Below are 17,958 nucleotides of genomic sequence, written 5' to 3' on the forward strand. Positions count from 1 at the left end.
TCCCATCCCGCAAAGCCGCTGTCGCGGCGCGAGGAGATCGTAAACACGTTCTTACAACATAAGCTGCCGCTGCCGTCGTATGGTGCATCATTCGTCTTGGCCAGGTGCTGGCGACCCAACGGAAGGCAGGAACATGCAATCCCACACTCCCCTACGCGAATTCACACTGCGCGGCGTGCTTCTCGGTGCATTGATCACGCTGGCGTTCACGGCGGCCAATGTGTACCTGGGACTCAAGGTCGGGTTGACGTTCGCATCGGCCATTCCGGCGGCGGTCATCTCGATGGCCCTGCTCTACAAGTTCCAGGACTCCAACATCCTCGAGAACAACCTCGTGCAGACCCAGGCCTCTGCCGCCGGCACGCTGTCCAGCGTGATCTTCGTGATCCCCGGCCTGGTGATGACAGGGCTGTGGAGCGGGTTTCCGTTCTGGCAGACGGCCCTGATCTGCGCCGCGGGAGGCACGCTGGGCGTGCTCTACACCATTCCGCTGCGCCGCGTGATGGTGGTGCAGTCCCAGCTACCCTATCCCGAGGGCGTCGCCGCGGCCGAGGTGCTGCGCGTCGGCGATGCGCAGCGGCATACGGAATCGGCCGACGCCGCCAGGCGTTCGGGCTCCATGCGCGAGCTGGGCTGGGGCACGGGAATGGCCGCGCTGTTCGGACTGCTGAGCGGCGGCCTGCGGGTTCTCGGGGATGCCGTGACATTCTGGATTCCGGCCGGCCCCGCCGTGCTGCGCATCTCCACCGGTTTTTCGCCCGCGCTGCTGGCGGCCGGGTATCTAATGGGCATGGCTGCCGGCATGGCGGTGCTGCTGGGCGTCGCGCTGTGCTGGTTCGTGATCGTGCCATGGCTGACCGCGGCCGCCGCCCACGTCGATGGCCAGGCATTGCCCGCGCTGGCAGTCCAGGTATGGTCGCAGAAGGCCAAGTTCGCCGGCGCCGGCGTGATTGCGGTCTCGGCGCTCTGGGCGCTGATCACGCTGGCCGGACCGATCGCCGCCGCCATGCGCGCGCAGCCTGCGCGCGCCCTGCCCGCCGCGGCAGGCCAGGAGGCGCGCCGCGACGAAACCGATGTGGACATGCCGCGCAGCTGGATGCTGATCATCGGCGCGATGGCGCTGTGCGTGCTGTTTCTGGTGGTCAATCATTTCATCGGGACCCACATGCCGGCGCTGCATGCGGGCGAGCGCTACGGCCTGTCCGCCCTGTGCGTCGTATTCGCCGCGATCTTCGGCTTCCTGGTCGCCGCTGCCTGCGGCTACATGGCGGGGCTGGTCGGATCTTCCGCAAGCCCGATCTCGGGCATCGGCATCATCGCCACCGTGCTCATGGGAGTCTCCCTGCTCGCGCTGAGCTGGCTGGTTCCCGCTTTCCGCACCACGCTTGCCGGCCATCTGGGTGTCGTGCTGGTGCTGTTCATGGTATCGGTGATCCTGGCCATGGCAGCCATCTCCAACGACAACCTGCAGGACCTGAAGACCGGCTATCTCGTGGGCGCCACGCCCTGGCGGCAGCAGATGGTGCTAATCATCGGCTGCGCCGTGGGCGCGGTGGTGATTCCGCCGGTGCTCGAGCTGCTCTACAACGCCTATGGATTCGCGGGCGCCATGCCGCGCCCCGGCATGGACCCCAAGCTCGCGCTGGAGGCTCCGCAGGCCAACCTGATGACGCAGATCGCCAATGGCATCTTCAGCGGCTCGCTGGACTGGTCCATGCTCGGCATCGGCGTTGCGATCGGCGTGGCCGTGATCGCGCTCGACGCAGTGCTGCGCAAGTCGGGCCGTGGGGCGTTGCCGCCGCTCGCCGTGGGGCTGGGCATCTACCTGCCTCCCACCATCGGCGTGACCCTGACCATCGGCGCGGTGCTGGGCTTTGCGATCCAGCGCGCGATCAAGGCGGGGGAAGCACGCGGCGGCCGGGCCTGGGCCATCGCAGCGGAAGAACGCGGCCTGCTGCTCGCCTCCGGGCTGATCGTGGGTGAAAGCCTGATGGGACTGCTCATCGCCGCCGTCATCGGCTTCAGCGCAGAGAATGCGCCGCTCGCGCTGGTCGGCGATCAATTCAGCGCCGCCCACTGGCTTGGCTTGATCTACTTCATTGCGCTGGGAAGCATTTTCTACCGCCGGATCATCAGAAGATGATGCCCGCAAGGCCCCTGCGCCGCGAAGCCCTGCCTGGCGAGTCGGCACATGAACCACAAAGGCTCCGGCCTTCAGTTGTTCATGCTCAACTACTGATGAAAATCACATTGTGGTCTTTCCGCGCCGCCTAAGGTGTGTGCCTCGTACATAGCGAGGACGCCCCAACGTGACTGCCCCACGCACAGAAGTTATCTCCAACCACCCGATCGCCGCCGCGCCCGCCGGCGACGCCCTGCCTGCCGAAGAACGCGTTCCTCCGGAACTGGTCTGCCCCGCGGGAAGCCTGCCCGCGCTGAAGGCGGCCGTGGATGCCGGCGCCAATTGCGTCTATCTGGGCTTGCGGGATGCCACCAACGCGCGCAACTTCGCCGGCCTGAATTTCGACGAAGCCGCCATTCTCAAAGGCATTGATTACGCGCACGCCAAGGGCTGCAAGGTGCTGCTCGCGCTGAACACCTACCCCAAGGCCAGCGCGCCCGAGGCCTGGCGCGCTGCGCTCGACCGCGCTGCGCGCTGGGGCGTGGACGCCGTGATCCTGGCCGACCCCGGGCTCATGCGCTATGCAACGGAACACCATCCCGACCTGCGGCTGCATCTGTCCGTGCAAGGCTCCGCCACCAATCACGCCGCCATCAATCTGTATCAGAAGCAGTTCAACATCCAGCGCGCGGTGCTTCCGCGCGTGCTGTCGCTGGAGCAGGTGCGGCAGGTGATCGAGCGCACGTCCGTGGAGATCGAGGTGTTCGCGTTCGGCAGCCTCTGCGTGATGGTGGAAGGCCGCTGCGCCCTCTCTTCCTACGTGACCGGCGAGTCGCCCAACACCCATGGCGTGTGCTCTCCGGCCAAGTTCGTGCGCTGGCAGGAAACGCCCAAGGGCATGGAGTCCCGCCTGAACGGCGTGCTCATCGACCGCTACGAGCCCGGGGAAAACGCCGGCTATCCCACCCTGTGCAAGGGCCGTTTCGACGTCTGCGGCGAAAGCAACTATTACGCGCTGGAAGAGCCCACCAGCCTCAACACGCTGGAGCTGCTCCCGCAACTCGTGAAGCTCGGCGTGCGCGCATTCAAGATCGAAGGCCGCCAGCGCAGCCCGGCCTATGTGGCGCAAGTCACGCAGGTATGGCGTGAAGCCATCGACCACTGCATGCAGCAAGGCCACCGCTACGTGCCCAAGACGGCGTGGATGGCCAGCCTCGACCAGATCGCGGAAGGCCAGCAGCACACGCTCGGGGCCTATCACCGTCCCTGGAAATGAGAGCGCGGCCCAAGCCCGCCCACGCCGCCCACGATCCGACCGGAAAACCTCAATGACCACCCAGCTCTCCCTCGGCCCCCTTCAGTATTACTGGCCGCGCGACGACGTGTTCGCGTTCTATCTATCCATGGCGAAGACCGCCGTCGACATCGTCTACCTCGGCGAGACGGTGTGTTCGCGCCGCCGCGAACTCCGGCTCAGGGACTGGCTGGACATCGGCCACATGCTGCGCGATGCGGGCAAGCAAGTGGTGCTAAGCACGCAGGTGCTGCTGGAATCCACATCCGACGTGGGGAACATGCAGAAGGTGGCGGCCAACGGTGAATTCACCGTCGAAGCCAACGACATGGGCGCGGTCGATGCCCTCGCCGGCCAGCAGCCGTTCGTGGCGGGACCCCAGCTCAACCTGTTCAATGCCGATTCGCTGGCATGGATGCGCGAACTGGGCGCCTTCCGCTGGGTCATTCCGCTGGAGATGAACGCCGACAGCCTCGCCGCCGTGCTCTCGCAGACCAAGGCGCCGATGCAGACCGAAGTGTTCGCCTATGGCCGCATGCCGCTGGCGTTTTCCGCGCGCTGCTTCACCGCGCGGCACTACAACCGCCCCAAGGACGACTGCGGCTTTTCCTGCATCGAGCACCCGGACGGCCAGCTACTCACCACGCGCGAGTCGCAGAACTTCCTGGTGCTCAACGGCACGCAGACGCAATCGGCGCGCATCTACAACCTGCTGGGCGACATGCCCGGCCTGCTCACGCTGGGGGTGAACGTGCTGCGCCTGAGTCCCCAGTCGCGCAACATGGAGCAGGTCATCGACGCCTTCGATGCGGTGCGCGGCAAGCGCCTTGACGCGCATGCCGCCAGCCAGTTGCTGGAGACAGCCATGCACGACAGCTCCTGCAACGGCTACTGGCACGCCAGGCCGGGCATGGACATGCAGACCGCCACTCCCTGAATCAAGACCCGCTCCAAGACCGCTCCATGAATTCTTCTTCCGCCCCTTCCCAGCCTTCCCAGGCATTCACCATTCCCCGCCCCATCGGCTCGATGCTGTCGCGGCTTCCCGCCTACCCCGGATCGCTGCTGCTCGTCACCGCCATCAACTTCGCGCTGGCACGCGAGCTGCCGGATGACGTCAAGGCGCTGCTCAAGGGCAAGCGCCTGAGCATCCGCGTGACGGATGCCCGGGTCGCATTCGACTTCATATGCAACGGCCAACGCTTCGTGGCCGGCGCCGCGCACGCCAGCCCGGATCTGGTCATCAGCGCCTGCGCATGGGATTTCCTCCAGCTCGCGCAGCGCAAGCTGGACCCGGACACCCTGTTCTTCAGCCGCCGCCTGCGGATGGAAGGCGACACCGAACTCGGGCTGATCGTGAAGAACGCGCTGGATGCTCTCGAGCTTCCCGTGCTCGATCCCCTTCACTGGTCACCGCGTGCGGTGCTCTCCCGCGTGGCGCCGAAAGTGGCGTCGCGGCTGCCCGCTCCATCTGCGCTGAAACCACTCCATGGAAACCGCCATGAAGGATGACGAACCGTCCCAACCCGCCGCGCTGCCGCTGGTGTACTCCTGCTCGGGCTGCTCCAGCGCCGCCCAACTGGCCAATCACGTCGCGCTCGAAATGGACCGCCGCGGCACGGCGGAGATGTCCTGCATCGCAGGCGTCGGCGGACATGTGCCCAAGCTGGTGCGACTGGCCCAGTCGGGCCGACCGATCATCGCGCTGGACGGCTGTCCACTCAATTGCGTGGCCAATTGCCTGGCGCAGCACAGAATCACCGCCGACCGCCACTACCAGTTGCACGAGCATGGCGTGAAGAAACGCGCGCATCAGGATTTCGATCCGCAGCAGGCCTCCCAGGTGCTCTCCCACATCGAGGCCGACCTGCAGGCCCATCCCCTGCAAGGCCTGTGCACCCATGCCTGAGGGCCGCGTCAAGCGCATCATCGTCGGCATCTGCGGCGCAAGCGGCGCCGTCTATGGCGTGCGCCTGCTGCAGGCTCTGCGCGGCCTGCCCGGCCTGCAGACGCACCTGGTGGTCAGCGATTCCGGCTGGCGCACATTGCGCCACGAATTGGGACTACGGCCCGAGGAGGTGAACCGCATCGCCCACGTCGCGCATGACAACGCCAACGTCGGAGCCGCCATCGCCAGCGGCTCCTTCGCGGCGCACGGCATGGTGATCGCGCCGTGCTCCATGCGCACGCTCGCGGCCGTCGCGCACGGACTCTCCGACAACCTGCTCACGCGCGCCGCCGACGTGATGCTCAAGGAACGCCGCAAGCTGATCCTGCTCACCCGCGAAACGCCGCTGCACCTCGTTCACCTGCGCAACATGACCACCGTGACAGAAATGGGCGGAATCATCTGCCCGCCCGCTCCCGCGTTCTACCAGCACCCCCGGACCATCGAGGACATCGTCGAGCACAGCGTTGCGCGGGCTCTCGACCTGCTCGGCGTCGAGCACGCCCTGTCCAGTCCCTGGCAGGGCCTGGAGTGCGAGACACCGGCCGAGAAAAATACATGAGCTATTCCGACCTGAGAGATTTCGCCGCGCAGCTTCAGGCCACCGGCGAGCTCAGACGCATCACCCAGCCCGTATCGCCCCATCTTGAGATGACCGCGCTGTGCGACCGCGTCCTGCGCGCGGGCGGCCCGGCCTTGCTGTTCGAGAACCCCGCGGGCCATCGCATGCCCGTGCTCGCCAATCTGTTCGGCGCGCCCGAGCGCGTGATGCGGGCGCTGGGCGTGCAGGATCTCGACGGCGTGCGGGCGCTGGGCGAAACACTGGCGTCACTGAAAGAGCCGCAGCCGCCGCGAGGCGCGCGCGAACTATGGGAGCAGCGCAAGCTGCTCAAGAGCCTGTGGAACATGGCGCCCGCCAAGGTGCATCGCCCCGCCTGCCAGAGCATCGTGCTCGAAGGCCCTGACGTGGACCTCGCCCGCCTGCCCATCCAGCACTGCTGGCCGGGAGACGTCGCGCCGCTCATCACCTGGGGGCTCACCATCACGCGCGGCCCGCGCAAATCCCGGCAGAACCTGGGCATCTACCGGCAGCAGCTGCTCTCAAGGAACCAGCTCATCATGCGCTGGCTGTCACATCGCGGCGGCGCGCTGGACTTCGCCGATCACTGCCGGCTCCATCCCGGCACGCCTTATCCGGTCGCCGTCGCGCTGGGGGCCGACCCCGCCACCCTGCTCGGCGCGGTCACGCCGGTGCCCGACAGCCTCTCCGAATACCAGTTCGCCGGACTGCTGCGCGGAGCGCGCACCGAGGTGGTCGCCGCCCTGGGCGTGCCCCTGGATGTTCCGGCCAACGCAGAAATCGTGCTGGAGGGCCACATCCATCCCGACGCCGGACATGCCAGCGGCTGGCAGCATGCGCTCGAAGGCCCCTACGGCGACCATACCGGCTATTACAACGAATGCGCCGAGTTCCCCGTTTTCACGGTGGAGCGCATCACCATGCGCGATCAGGCGATCTACCACAGCACCTACACGGGCAAGCCGCCCGACGAGCCCGCCGTGCTCGGCAAGGTGCTGAACGAGCTGTTCGTCCCGCTGCTGCAGCGCGCGTTCCCGGAAATCACCGATTTCTACCTGCCGCCCGAGGGCTGCAGCTACCGCATGGCGGTGGTCAGCATCCGCAAGGCCTACGCAGGGCATGCGCGCCGCGTGATGATGGGGGTGTGGAGCCATCTGCGCCAGTTCCTGTACACCAAATTCATCGTCGTCGTGGACGAGGACGTGGACGTGCGCGACTGGAAGGAAGTGATCTGGGCCATCACCACCCGCATGGATCCGGCGCGCGACACCATGCTGGTGGAGAACACGCCCATCGACTACCTCGATTTCGCGTCGCCAGTCGCGGGCCTGGGCAGCAAGATGGGCATGGACGCCACCAACAAATGGCCCGGTGAAACCATGCGCGAATGGGGAAGCGCCATCGCCATGGATGCGGACGTCGCCGCGCGGATGGACAGGCTCGCCGCCTCGCTCGGCTGGTAGCCATCGCGAAATCAGCAGCCGCCCCTCACCGATCTGGCATCAATCCATCTCCAATTGCGATGCCAATATCGTTTTTTAGCCGTAAAATCGGTTTTGCATTCTTGTTTCACGATTACAAAACCCGCAATGAAAAGCTCCGAGCGCAGCTTTGCGCGCCGCATCGACCTTACCTCGCTGCAACTGTTCGTCGCAGTCTGCGAGCTGGGCAGCATCGGGCGTGCGGCGGAGCGTGAATTCATTGCGGCCTCTGCCGTCAGCAAGCGGCTTTCCGACCTGGAGACCGCCGTCGATACCGCCCTGCTCTATCGGCACAGCCGCGGCGTGACGCTCACGCCCGCGGGCGAGAGCCTGCTGCATCATGCGCGCACCGTGCTGTTCGGCCTGGAGCGCATGCAGGGCGAATTGTCTGAATATGCCGACGGCGTGCGCGGCCACGTGCGCATGCATGCCAACATCTCCGCCATCGTGCAGTTCCTGCCGGAAGACCTGGGCGCATTCGCCAACGCCCATAGCCAGGTCAAGATCGACCTGCAAGAGCATTTGAGCCAGGAAGTGATGAACGCCGTACGTGACGGCGCGACCGACCTGGGCGTGTGCCATACCGGCGCGTCCGATGACCCTGACGGGCTGCAGAGCCGGCCCTATCGCCGTGACCGGCTGGTGGTCGTCATGCCGCAGAGCCATGCGCTCGCGCAGCATGAACGCATCACGTTCACCGAAGTGATGGAATGGGATCTCGTCGGCTTGCAGGCGGGCAGCAGCATCAGTCTGGCCATGCGGCAGGCGGCGGGGCGCACGGCCAGGCCGCTGCGCCAGCGCATGCAGGTCACCAGCCTTGACGCCATGTGCCGCATGATCGACAACGGCCTGGGCATCGGGCTGATTCCCGACCGTGCGTTCGCGCTGATGCACGGCATGGGCCATCTGGCCGCCGTGCGCCTGGACGAGCCCTGGGCGGAGCGCGAGCTGCGCGTGGTCGCGCGGGACTTCAACGCCCTGCCCGTCACGGCCCGGCTACTCGTCGAGCACCTGACCCGGCCCGGCATATCCACCCCAGAAAACCAGCCGCTGGCCGCCTGAGCAGGCAGCCGCAAGGCGGACACAACAATTTCAGACCCTACGAAAGAAAAGAGCACATCATGGGACGCACCCTCTATGACAAAGTCTTCGATGAACACGTGATTCATACCGAAGAAGACGGCACCGCCATCCTCTACATCGACCGCCATCTGGTGCACGAAGTGACCAGCCCGCAAGCCTTCGAGGGCCTGCGCGAGGCCGGCCGCAAGGTCTGGCGCGTGAGCTCGATCGTGGCGACCGCCGATCACAACACGCCCACCACCCACTGGGACCAGGGCTACGACGGCATCGCCGATCCGATCAGCAAGGAACAGATCACCACGCTCGACAAGAACATCGCGGAAGTGGGCGCCGCCGCGTTCTTCCCGTTCCTCTCCAAGCGCCAGGGCATCGTGCACGTGGTCGGCCCTGAAAACGGCGCCACGCTGCCGGGCATGACCGTGGTCTGCGGCGACAGCCACACCTCCACGCACGGCGCATTCGGCGCGCTCGCGCACGGCATCGGCACCTCGGAAGTCGAGCACGTGATGGCCACGCAGACGCTGCTGGCAAAGAAGGCGAAGAACATGCTGGTGAAGGTCAACGGCAAGGTCGCCAGGGGCGTGACGGCCAAGGACATCGTGCTGGCGATCATCGGCAAGATCGGCACCGCCGGCGGCACGGGCTACACCATCGAGTTTGCCGGCGAAGCCATCCGCGACCTGAGCGTGGAAGGCCGCATGACGGTCTGCAACATGGCCATCGAAGGCGGTGCTCGCGCAGGTCTCGTCGCCGTGGACGACAAGACCATCAACTACATCAAGGGCCGCCCCCTGGCGCCCACGGGCGGCGAGTGGGATGCCGCCGTCAGCTACTGGAAGACACTGCATTCCGACGCCGATGCGAAGTTCGACCGCGTGGTGGAGCTGAACGCCGCCGACATCGTGCCGCAGGTGACCTGGGGCACCAGCCCTGAAATGGTGCTGGGCATCGATGCCGCGGTTCCCGATCCCGACAAGGAAAAGGACCCCAACAAGCGCGGCGCCATCGAACGTGCGCTGACCTATATGGCACTGGAACCCGGCAAGCCCATCAACGACATCTTTGTCGACAAGGTGTTCATCGGCTCCTGCACCAACAGCCGCATCGAAGACATGCGCGAAGCCGCGGCGGTGGTCAAGAAGCTCGGGCAAAAGGTGGCCAGGAACATCAAGCTGGCCATGGTGGTTCCGGGCTCCGGCCTCGTGAAGGAACAAGCCGAGCGCGAAGGCCTCGACAAGATCTTCATTGCTGCGGGTTTTGAATGGCGCGAGCCCGGCTGCTCGATGTGCCTGGCGATGAACGCCGACCGCCTCGAGCCCGGCGAGCGCTGCGCATCGACCAGCAACCGCAACTTCGAAGGCCGCCAGGGCGCAGGCGGCCGCACCCACCTGGTCAGCCCGGCCATGGCGGCGGCGGCGGCCATCCACGGACACTTCGTGGATGTGCGAAAGTTCGCGTAATTCTCGACAGGAGTTCCACATGACCAAGATTGCCATCGCCATTGCGCTCATCAGCACCTTCCTGCTTGCAGGCTGCAACACCGTCAAGGGAGTGGGGCAAGACGTGCAAAGCGCCGGCCGCGCCGTGGAGCGCGCAGCGAAATAAAGCGGCCATCACCCCAAGAATCACCGGACTACCGAAATGCAAAAATTCACCGTGCACAAGGGCCTCGTCGCGCCCATGGACCGCGAGAACGTCGACACCGACGCGATCATCCCCAAGCAATTCCTCAAGTCGATCAAGAAGACCGGCTTCGGCGTGAACCTGTTCGACGAATGGCGCTACCTCGACCACGGCGAGCCCGGCCAGGACCCGGCCAGCCGCAAGCCCAATCCCGACTTCGTGCTGAACCAGCCGCGCTACCAGGGCGCGTCGATCCTCATCGCCCGCAAGAATTTCGGCTGCGGCTCCAGCCGCGAGCACGCCCCATGGGCACTTGACCAATACGGCTTCCGCGCCATCCTCGCTCCCAGCTTTGCCGACATCTTCTTCAACAACTGCTTCAAGAACGGTCTGCTGCCCATCGTGCTGCCGGAAGCCGTGATCGACCAGCTGTTCAATGAAGTGCATGCCTTCCCCGGCTACGAGTTGACCATCGATCTGGAACGCCAGGTCATCGTGCGCGCGCAGGGCGAGGAAATCCCGTTCGACGTGATTCCCTTTCGCAAGTACTGCCTGCTCAACGGCTTTGACGACATCGGCCTCACACTGCGCCACTCCGACGAGATCAAGAAGTACGAAGCCGCCCGGCTGGCATCCAAGCCATGGCTGGCGCACACGATGCCCGCATCGGCCTGACGCTCCATTGCCCGCCCCCACGCACGGGAGCGGGCGCACCACCGACCAACCCAACATTCAATCTGAACCATGAAAATCGCAGTTCTGCCGGGAGACGGCATCGGCACCGAAATCGTTGCGGAAGCAGTGAAAGTGCTGGACGCGCTCGACCTGAACCTGGAGATGGAGTCGGCGCTCGTCGGCGGCGCGGCATTCGACGCGCACGGCCATCCGCTGCCCGAATCCACCCTCAAGCTCGCCAAGGAAGCCGACGCCATCCTGTTCGGCGCCGTGGGCGACTGGAAATACGACAAGCTCGACCGTCCGCTGCGCCCCGAGCAGGCCATCCTGGGCCTGCGCAAGAGCCTGGGCCTGTTCGCCAACTTCCGCCCGGCGATCTGCTATGAGCAGCTCGTCGGCGCCTCCAGCCTCAAGCCCGAGCTGGTGGCGGGCCTGGACATCCTGATCATCCGCGAACTGACCGGCGACATCTACTTCGGCCAGCCGCGCGGCAAGCGCACCGCCGTGGACGGACACTTCCCCGGCGCCGAGGAAGCGTTCGACACCATGCGTTACTCCAGGCCCGAAATCGAGCGCATCGCGCGCGTCGCCTTCGAGGCCGCCCGCAAGCGCGGCAAGAAGGTGACCAGCGTGGACAAGGCCAACGTGCTGGAAACCTTCCAGTTCTGGAAGGACGTGGTCATCGATGTGCACAAGGACTATCCGGATGTCGAACTGCAGCACATGTACGTGGACAACGCGGCCATGCAACTGGTGAAGGCGCCCAAGTCGTTCGACGTGATCGTCACCGGCAACATGTTCGGCGACATCCTCTCGGACGAGGCGTCGATGCTGACCGGCTCGATCGGCATGCTGCCCTCCGCCAGCCTCAACGACAGAAAACAGGGCCTGTACGAGCCCAGCCACGGCAGCGCTCCGGACATCGCGGGCAAGGGTATCGCCAACCCGCTGGCAACCATCCTGTCGGCCGCGATGATGCTGCGCTTCTCGCTGAATCAGGAAGAAGCCGCCAACCGCATCGAGGAAGCGGTCAAGAAGGTGCTGGCGCAAGGCCTGCGCACGCCGGACATCCACAGCGAAGGCACCACGAAGGTCAGCACGCACGAAATGGGCGACGCGGTGGTGAAGGCGCTGGGCTGACCGCCCGCCCCGCGCGGCCGCGGCAAAACCGCGAAAACCGACTGAAATGGCCCGCATTGGCTGCAATGCGGGCCATTTTTCCGCCTCCGTCCGTCATCCGCCAACGCTGCGGGGGCAGGAAACAATCAACCTTGGAATCCACCCTGCCGTGCGAAAAAAAACCACGGAAAACCGTCCGCGCTATACAATAGCCGGATTATGTTTGCCGCCCGCACGTTCGCCCTGAACATTGCCCCCGCCACCAAGGCTGGCGAGGCTGCGCGCGCATCCATCTCCAAAATTACGACGATTAAGGGCTGATCCAGCCTGGTTCGTCGTGCGCCCTTTCTGGCCGACGAGCCAGGCGAGCAGTCCCGATGGGCACTGTTTCTTATCTTGAAAGGGCGTTGAAAATGAGCAAGTTGGTAGGTCTGGTCGGCTGGCGCGGCATGGTCGGCTCGGTTCTGATGGACCGCATGCAACAGGAAAAGGACTTCGATCTGATCGAGCCCCTGTTCTTTTCCACATCGAACGCGGGCGGCAAGGCCCCCTCGATGGCCAGGAACGAAACCACGCTGCAGGATGCGTACGACATCGACGCGCTCAAGCGCTGCGAGATCATCATCACCGCCCAGGGCGGCGACTACACGACCGAAGTGTTCCCCAAGCTGCGCGCCGCGGGCTGGAACGGCCACTGGATCGACGCCGCCTCCACGCTGCGCATGAAGGACGACGCCGTGATCGTGCTCGATCCGGTGAACATGCCTGTCATCAAGAACGCGCTGGCCAAGGGCGGCAACAACTGGGTTGGCGGCAACTGCACCGTCTCCTGCATGCTGATGGGCGTGGGCGCGCTGTACAAGGCCGGCCTGGTCGAATGGATGAGCACCCAGACCTACCAGGCAGCCTCGGGCGGCGGTGCCCAGCACATGCGCGAACTGCTCACCCAGTACGGAACGCTGAACGCCGAGGTCAAGGCGCTGCTGGACGACCCCAAGAGCGCCATCCTGGAAATCGACCGCATGGTGGTCGCCAAGCAGCGCGCGCTCTCCGCCGAGGAAACCGCCAACTTCCTGGTTCCGCTGGGCGGCAGCCTGATTCCATGGATCGACAAGGATTTGGGCAACGGCATGTCCAAGGAAGAGTGGAAGGGCATGGCCGAAACCAACAAGATCATGGGCCAGGGCGAGGGCTTCGGCACGCCGGCGGTGCCCGTCGATGGATTCTGCGTGCGCGTGGGCGCCATGCGTTGCCACAGCCAGGCGCTCACCTTCAAGCTGAAGAAGGACGTGCCCGTCGCCGACATCGAAGCGATGATCGCGGCAGACAACGAATGGGTGAAGGTGGTTCCCAACAACAAGGAAGCCACGCTGAAGGATCTCACGCCCGTCGCCGTGACCGGCACCATGACCATCCCCGTTGGCCGCATCCGCAAGCTGGCGATGGGGCCAGAGTATGTGGGTGCGTTCACCATCGGTGATCAGCTCCTGTGGGGCGCCGCGGAACCTCTGCGCCGCATGCTGCGCATTCTGCTGGACGCATGATCTTTTGATACATGTCATCGCCCAACGGTCGGCCAGGGTCGACCAGCGGCGGTTTCGACACAATTGGCAATGAGTCGTTGTCTATTGCCAACATCCAAATAAGCGCGCGCCCGGCAAACATCGGGAGAGTCAACCGGGCGTGTCGCATCAGCTTGTCAGTGCAAAACATTGATGCTATGGTGCTTTTACATATTCTCACGAACTCAATCGAGTGACGCTACAAGAAAATCAATCGCGTCATCAAAAAGCCGAACAATCATCAAATTAGTTGCACACATGCATCGCTGGAAATTCTCTGTTTTGGCGGCAGCTGCCATCGTCTCCACCGGCCTGATTTCGGCCGATGTTCACGCCTTGGCATTGGGCCAGATCCACGTGAAATCCGCTTTGGGAGAGCCATTGCGAGCGGATATCGAATTGCCTCAGGTCTCGGCTGCCGAGGCCGAATCGCTCAAGGCAACCACGGCAACGCCCGAGGTCTACCGCGCCCAGGGGCTTGAATACACCTCCGCTATCAACGACATCCGCGTGCAGTTCCAGCGCCGCCCCGACGGAACCGGCATACTCAGGCTGAACAGTTCCAGGGCGATCAACGATCCGTACCTGGATCTCGTCATCGATGCCACCTGGGCATCTGGTCATATCGTACGCAGCTACACCATGCTGCTTGACCCGCCGGAGATGCGCCGCGCGGCGCCACCGGAAACGACGGCACCGCAAATCAGCGCTCCCGCGTCGCGAGAATCCATCGAGCGCTCCCCTGCCCCCGGCTTCGAGCCGACTCCGGCTCCCCCCAGCCAGCCCGAAGCGCGCGAACGGCGTACGTACCCGGCGCCAGTGCAGCGTCCGGCACCGGCCGCAGCACCCACACCAGCCCCCGCCAGCTCCGAAGAATCGGCAGGTGACATCAGGGTAAGCAGGGGCGACACCGCGGGCCGCATCGCCGGAGCCCACCGCCCGGCAGGCGTGTCGCTTGACCAGATGCTGGTCGCCATGCTGCGGTCCAACCCGCAAGCCTTCATCAATGGCAACGTGAACCGCCTGCGCTCCGGCGCGGTGCTGCAGTTGCCTACGCAGTCGCAGGCCCAGGCCACTTCCGCCCAGGAAGCGCGCAAGATCATCGCAACGCAAAGCCGTGACTTCAACGAATTCCGCCGCCGCCTCGCATCCGCGGCGCCTTCGGCCGAGGTGGCCGCGCCCCAGCGCGCCGCCACCGGCTCGGTGCAGGCACAGGTGGATGACCAGAAGCCCGCCGCGACCTCGTCCGACAAGCTCACCCTGTCCAAGGGCGGCATCCAGACCCAGCAAAAGGACGAGAAACTGGCCCGTGAACGCCAGTCCGGCCAGAACACAGAGCGCATGGCCGAGCTGTCCAAGAACATCTCGGACCTGAACAAGCTGACCGCCGCTGCCGGCACGCCAGCCGCAGCAAGCGCAGCCAACGCCGCAAGCCAGCCGGCTGATCTGCCTGCAGTGGCTACTCTTCCCGCAGCGGTCCCTGCGGCAGCCGCACCGGCGGCAAGCGCCACAGCCGCAGCCGAGGTCGCCAGCGATACCGCCGCCACGGCCTCTGCCGCTGTTGACTCCGCCTCGGCCGCGAGTTCCGCCATGGGCGCTGCTTCCGAAGCTGCCGCTGCGGCCACGGCCGCCTCCACGCCTGCCTCGGCCCCCGCGCCCAAGAAGCCGCGCAAGATCGTTGCTCCGCCGCCTCCACCGCCCGAGCCCACGTTCCTGGAAAGCCTCACGGAGGATCCGGTCAAGCTCGGAGGCATCGGCGCACTGCTGATCCTGCTGCTTGGCTACGGCGGATACAAGGCCGCCCAGCGCCGCAAGGCGCAGTCGGCCGCGCCTTCCGACAGTTCGATGATGGACAGCCATCTCGCCCCCGACTCCTTCTTCGGTGCATCCGGCGGCCAACGCGTGGATACCGCCAACAGCGGCCTCTCCACGGGCTCCTCCTCACTGGCATATTCGCCCAGCCAGTTGGACGCGGGCGAAGTCGATCCGGTGGCCGAAGCCGATGTTTACCTGGCCTACGGCCGCGACCTGCAGGCGGAAGAAATCCTGCGCGAAGCAGCCCGGATCACTCCCGAGCGCACGTCCGTTCATGTGAAGCTCGCGGAAATCTATGCCAAGCGCCAGGACCGCAAGGCCCTCGAAGCGCAGGCCCGCGAACTGTTCACCCTGACCCAGGGCCAGGGAGCCGACTGGAGCCGCGTTGCCGAACTCGGCCGCGCGCAGGACCCCGACAACTCGCTCTATCAGCCCGCCGCCGCGCGGCCTGCCGTGGCGGATGCGGCGACGCTTGCCGGCGCAGCCGCCGTGGGTGCGATCGCGGCAGGTACGGCAGCAGCAGCCCCGGATCATCAGATCGACCTGGATGCGCCGAGCACCTTGCCCGCACAATATCCAAGCTCCAGCCCCACCCCTGCGCCTGCCGCCACCGGCATCCCGGCGGACCTGGATCTCGACCTCGATCTCGGAACAACGGCCCAACCTCACCAATGGGCATCGCCGATTGCCGCGCCATCGCCGGCACCCGCCGACGGACCGTCCGCAGCGCCGACGCAGCCGGATTTCGAGCTGCCTTCGCTGACACTGGGCACGCCATCCAAGGCCGGCGCTTCGGCAGCCTCGCCCGACGGCAATGCCCTGGACTTCCAGCTCGACGACATCGCGATCGACACAGCCTCTCCAGGCACCGCGCCTGCAAGCGAGCCATCCGCCGAGACCACGACCCGCCAGCCGCTCGAGTTCGATCTCGGCGGCCTCTCGCTCGACCTGAACCAGGGCGCTTCGGCCACCATGCCGATGGCCGCACAGCCCACGGCGTCCGCCGGTGCATCCGCGATCCCGGAAGACCCGCTGTCCACCAAGCTGGCACTGGCCGAGGAGTTCAACACCATCGGCGACAGCGAGGGCGCACGCACGCTCGTGGAAGAAGTGATTGCGGAAGCATCCGGCGAGCTGAAGCAGCGCGCGCAGCAACTGCTCTCCAAGCTGGACTGATTTTGGCTGGCAAAGCATCAGGCCATTCGTCCTGTGCGATCCTCCGCCTCCTGAAAAGGAGATTTCCATGAGGATTGCACTGGGCGTCAGCTACAACGGCCAGGCCTACAAAGGCTGGCAAAGCCAGCCCTGCGGCGACACGGTACAGGATCATCTCGAAGCGGCCTTGGGCCGCTTTGCTACTCATGAGATATCCACGCTGTGCGCGGGGCGCACCGATGCGGGCGTGCACGGAATCATGCAGGTGGTCCATTTCGACACCGAGCTCGAGCGCACGCCGTTTTCCTGGGTGCGCGGACCCAACGCCTTTCTGCCGCCGGACATCGCCGTGCAATGGGCGCAGCCCGTGCCGGATGAATTCCACTCGCGGGCCAGTGCCATCGCGCGCCGCTACGCCTACGTGCTGCTCCAGTCGCCGGTCCGCCCCAGCGTCGAAGCCGGACGCGTCGGCTGGGTGTTCCAGGCGCTGGATGGCCAGGCCATGGAACGCGCGGCCTCCTATCTTCTTGGCGAGCACGACTTCACATCGTTTCGCGCATCGGCCTGCCAGGCCAAGTCGCCCGTCAAGATCATGCAAAGCATCCGCGTGACGCAACGCGCGGGCGCCGGGCAGCCGATGGAATCCGGACGCGGCGCCGCGCATCACGTCACGCCTTGCTACTGGCGCTTCGAGTTCCAGGCAAACGCCTTCCTGCACCACATGATCCGCAACATCATGGGCTGCCTGATCATGGTGGGACAAGGGCTGAAAGAGCCGCAATGGATGCTGGACGTGCTCGCCGCCCGCTCCCGGGACGCCGCGGCGCCCACGTTCTCGCCGGATGGCCTGTATTTTCTGGGCCCTGTCTACGATGACAAATGGGGGCTGCCCACCCGGGCGCCTGCGTATGATTGGCTTCCATGAGCCAGCCCATCCTTCCCACTGATTCCGCCCCGCCCTCCTCCACTCAGGCACGCACCCGCATCAAGATCTGCGGGCTCACGCGCGAGCAGGATGTGGACGCCGCCGTGGCCGCCGGAACCGATGCGATCGGCTTCGTCCTCTACGCCAGAAGTCCGCGCGCCGTGACGGCGGACCGCGCGGCGGCACTCGCAAGGCGTCTCCCGCCCTTCGTCACGCCAGTGCTGCTGTTCGTGAACGCATCGCCCAACGAAGTACAGGCCGCAGCCGAAGCCATCCCCGGCGCGATGCTCCAGTTCCATGGTGACGAAAGCCCCGAGGAATGCTGGCTGGCGAGTGGCCGGGGACGGTATTCCTACCTGCGCGCCGCGCGAATTCCGCTGGGCGATGGTGCGGCTTCGTTCAACCTCGTAAAATACACGCAGGATCACTTTCAAGCCCGGGCCATCCTCCTTGACGCGCATGTCGAAGGATTCGGTGGCGGTGGCAAAACATTCAATTGGTCACTCCTTCCACCAAGCGTCGCCTCTCATCTCGTTTTGTCTGGTGGACTCACGCCTGCAAACGTGACCGATGGCA

At 65.4% G+C, this 17,958-nt stretch carries 16 protein-coding genes; all 16 read left to right on the plus strand.

What is annotated here, in order from left to right:
* Positions 1–133 precede the first annotated feature (133 nt).
* Positions 134–2,143 (plus strand): OPT family oligopeptide transporter, encoded by a 2,010-nt coding sequence (locus ABWP92_RS10245; RefSeq protein ID WP_353235275.1) that lies wholly within the window; start codon positions 134–136, stop codon positions 2,141–2,143.
* A 205-nt stretch (positions 2,144–2,348) separates the two neighbouring features.
* Positions 2,349–3,398, plus strand: a complete 1,050-nt coding sequence (gene ubiU, locus ABWP92_RS10250) for a ubiquinone anaerobic biosynthesis protein UbiU (RefSeq protein ID WP_502907500.1) — start codon at positions 2,349–2,351, stop codon at positions 3,396–3,398.
* A 52-nt stretch (positions 3,399–3,450) separates the two neighbouring features.
* A complete protein-coding gene (locus ABWP92_RS10255) occupies positions 3,451–4,353 on the plus strand; it encodes a U32 family peptidase (protein WP_353235276.1) in 903 nt (300 codons plus the stop codon).
* Positions 4,354–4,379: 26 nt separating this feature from the next.
* A complete protein-coding gene (gene ubiT / locus ABWP92_RS10260) occupies positions 4,380–4,928 on the plus strand; it encodes a ubiquinone anaerobic biosynthesis accessory factor UbiT (RefSeq protein WP_353235277.1) in 549 nt (182 codons plus the stop codon).
* Positions 4,918–5,325: a putative zinc-binding protein gene (locus ABWP92_RS10265; RefSeq protein WP_353235278.1), complete on the plus strand. Its 408-nt coding sequence runs from the start codon at positions 4,918–4,920 to the stop codon at positions 5,323–5,325. Before ubiT ends, ABWP92_RS10265 begins: the two co-directional genes overlap by 11 nt.
* On the plus strand, positions 5,318–5,926 hold the full coding sequence (locus ABWP92_RS10270; RefSeq protein ID WP_353235279.1) for a UbiX family flavin prenyltransferase: 609 nt from the start codon (positions 5,318–5,320) through the stop codon (positions 5,924–5,926). Before ABWP92_RS10265 ends, ABWP92_RS10270 begins: the two co-directional genes overlap by 8 nt.
* On the plus strand, positions 5,923–7,407 hold the full coding sequence (gene ubiD / locus ABWP92_RS10275) for a 4-hydroxy-3-polyprenylbenzoate decarboxylase (protein ID WP_353235280.1): 1,485 nt from the start codon (positions 5,923–5,925) through the stop codon (positions 7,405–7,407). The genes ABWP92_RS10270 and ubiD overlap by 4 nt, the downstream gene beginning before the upstream one ends.
* A 126-nt stretch (positions 7,408–7,533) precedes the next feature.
* Positions 7,534–8,487: a LysR family transcriptional regulator gene (locus ABWP92_RS10280; protein ID WP_353235281.1), complete on the plus strand. Its 954-nt coding sequence runs from the start codon at positions 7,534–7,536 to the stop codon at positions 8,485–8,487.
* A gap of 59 nt (positions 8,488–8,546) precedes the next feature.
* Positions 8,547–9,968 carry a 3-isopropylmalate dehydratase large subunit gene (leuC, locus tag ABWP92_RS10285; RefSeq protein ID WP_353235282.1) on the plus strand — a complete coding sequence of 474 codons (1,422 nt, stop codon included), beginning with the start codon at positions 8,547–8,549 and terminating at the stop codon, positions 9,966–9,968.
* Between the two features lie 19 nt (positions 9,969–9,987).
* The gene (locus ABWP92_RS10290) at positions 9,988–10,113 is read left to right on the plus strand and encodes an entericidin A/B family lipoprotein (RefSeq protein ID WP_353235283.1); all 126 of its coding nucleotides are present in this window, start codon (positions 9,988–9,990) and stop codon (positions 10,111–10,113) included.
* Between the two features lie 36 nt (positions 10,114–10,149).
* Positions 10,150–10,806: a 3-isopropylmalate dehydratase small subunit gene (leuD, locus tag ABWP92_RS10295; protein WP_353235284.1), complete on the plus strand. Its 657-nt coding sequence runs from the start codon at positions 10,150–10,152 to the stop codon at positions 10,804–10,806.
* A 69-nt stretch (positions 10,807–10,875) separates the two neighbouring features.
* Positions 10,876–11,946: a 3-isopropylmalate dehydrogenase gene (gene leuB / locus ABWP92_RS10300; RefSeq protein WP_353235285.1), complete on the plus strand. Its 1,071-nt coding sequence runs from the start codon at positions 10,876–10,878 to the stop codon at positions 11,944–11,946.
* Between the two features lie 392 nt (positions 11,947–12,338).
* Complete coding sequence (gene asd, locus ABWP92_RS10305) at positions 12,339–13,469, plus strand: aspartate-semialdehyde dehydrogenase (RefSeq protein ID WP_353235286.1); 1,131 nt, start codon at positions 12,339–12,341, stop codon at positions 13,467–13,469.
* 300 nt (positions 13,470–13,769) lie between these two features.
* On the plus strand, positions 13,770–16,478 hold the full coding sequence (locus ABWP92_RS10310; protein WP_353235287.1) for a motility hub landmark protein FimV: 2,709 nt from the start codon (positions 13,770–13,772) through the stop codon (positions 16,476–16,478).
* A gap of 67 nt (positions 16,479–16,545) precedes the next feature.
* The gene (gene truA, locus ABWP92_RS10315) at positions 16,546–17,382 is read left to right on the plus strand and encodes a tRNA pseudouridine(38-40) synthase TruA (RefSeq protein ID WP_353235288.1); all 837 of its coding nucleotides are present in this window, start codon (positions 16,546–16,548) and stop codon (positions 17,380–17,382) included.
* Positions 17,379–17,958, plus strand: a 580-nt coding sequence (locus ABWP92_RS10320) for a phosphoribosylanthranilate isomerase (protein ID WP_353235289.1), incomplete at its 3' end; no start/stop codon positions are given. The genes truA and ABWP92_RS10320, both read left to right, overlap by 4 nt.

This window comes from Diaphorobacter ruginosibacter (assembly GCF_040396215.1).
Taxonomy (GTDB): Bacteria; Pseudomonadota; Gammaproteobacteria; order Burkholderiales; family Burkholderiaceae_C; genus Diaphorobacter_A; species Diaphorobacter_A ruginosibacter_A.

What these genes read in the sequence shown, in the direction of transcription:
- ABWP92_RS10245 (WP_353235275.1), top strand. Translation starts at nt 134, where the DNA reads ATGCAATCCCACACTCCCCTACGCGAATTCACACTGCGCGGCGTGCTT.
- ABWP92_RS10255 (WP_353235276.1), top strand. Translation starts at nt 3,451, where the DNA reads ATGACCACCCAGCTCTCCCTCGGCCCCCTTCAGTATTACTGGCCGCGC.
- ubiT (WP_353235277.1), top strand. Translation starts at nt 4,380, where the DNA reads ATGAATTCTTCTTCCGCCCCTTCCCAGCCTTCCCAGGCATTCACCATT.
- ABWP92_RS10265 (WP_353235278.1), top strand. Translation starts at nt 4,918, where the DNA reads ATGAAGGATGACGAACCGTCCCAACCCGCCGCGCTGCCGCTGGTGTAC.
- ABWP92_RS10270 (WP_353235279.1), top strand. Translation starts at nt 5,318, where the DNA reads ATGCCTGAGGGCCGCGTCAAGCGCATCATCGTCGGCATCTGCGGCGCA.
- ubiD (WP_353235280.1), top strand. Translation starts at nt 5,923, where the DNA reads ATGAGCTATTCCGACCTGAGAGATTTCGCCGCGCAGCTTCAGGCCACC.
- ABWP92_RS10280 (WP_353235281.1), top strand. Translation starts at nt 7,534, where the DNA reads ATGAAAAGCTCCGAGCGCAGCTTTGCGCGCCGCATCGACCTTACCTCG.
- leuC (WP_353235282.1), top strand. Translation starts at nt 8,547, where the DNA reads ATGGGACGCACCCTCTATGACAAAGTCTTCGATGAACACGTGATTCAT.
- ABWP92_RS10290 (WP_353235283.1), top strand. Translation starts at nt 9,988, where the DNA reads ATGACCAAGATTGCCATCGCCATTGCGCTCATCAGCACCTTCCTGCTT.
- leuD (WP_353235284.1), top strand. Translation starts at nt 10,150, where the DNA reads ATGCAAAAATTCACCGTGCACAAGGGCCTCGTCGCGCCCATGGACCGC.
- leuB (WP_353235285.1), top strand. Translation starts at nt 10,876, where the DNA reads ATGAAAATCGCAGTTCTGCCGGGAGACGGCATCGGCACCGAAATCGTT.
- asd (WP_353235286.1), top strand. Translation starts at nt 12,339, where the DNA reads ATGAGCAAGTTGGTAGGTCTGGTCGGCTGGCGCGGCATGGTCGGCTCG.
- truA (WP_353235288.1), top strand. Translation starts at nt 16,546, where the DNA reads ATGAGGATTGCACTGGGCGTCAGCTACAACGGCCAGGCCTACAAAGGC.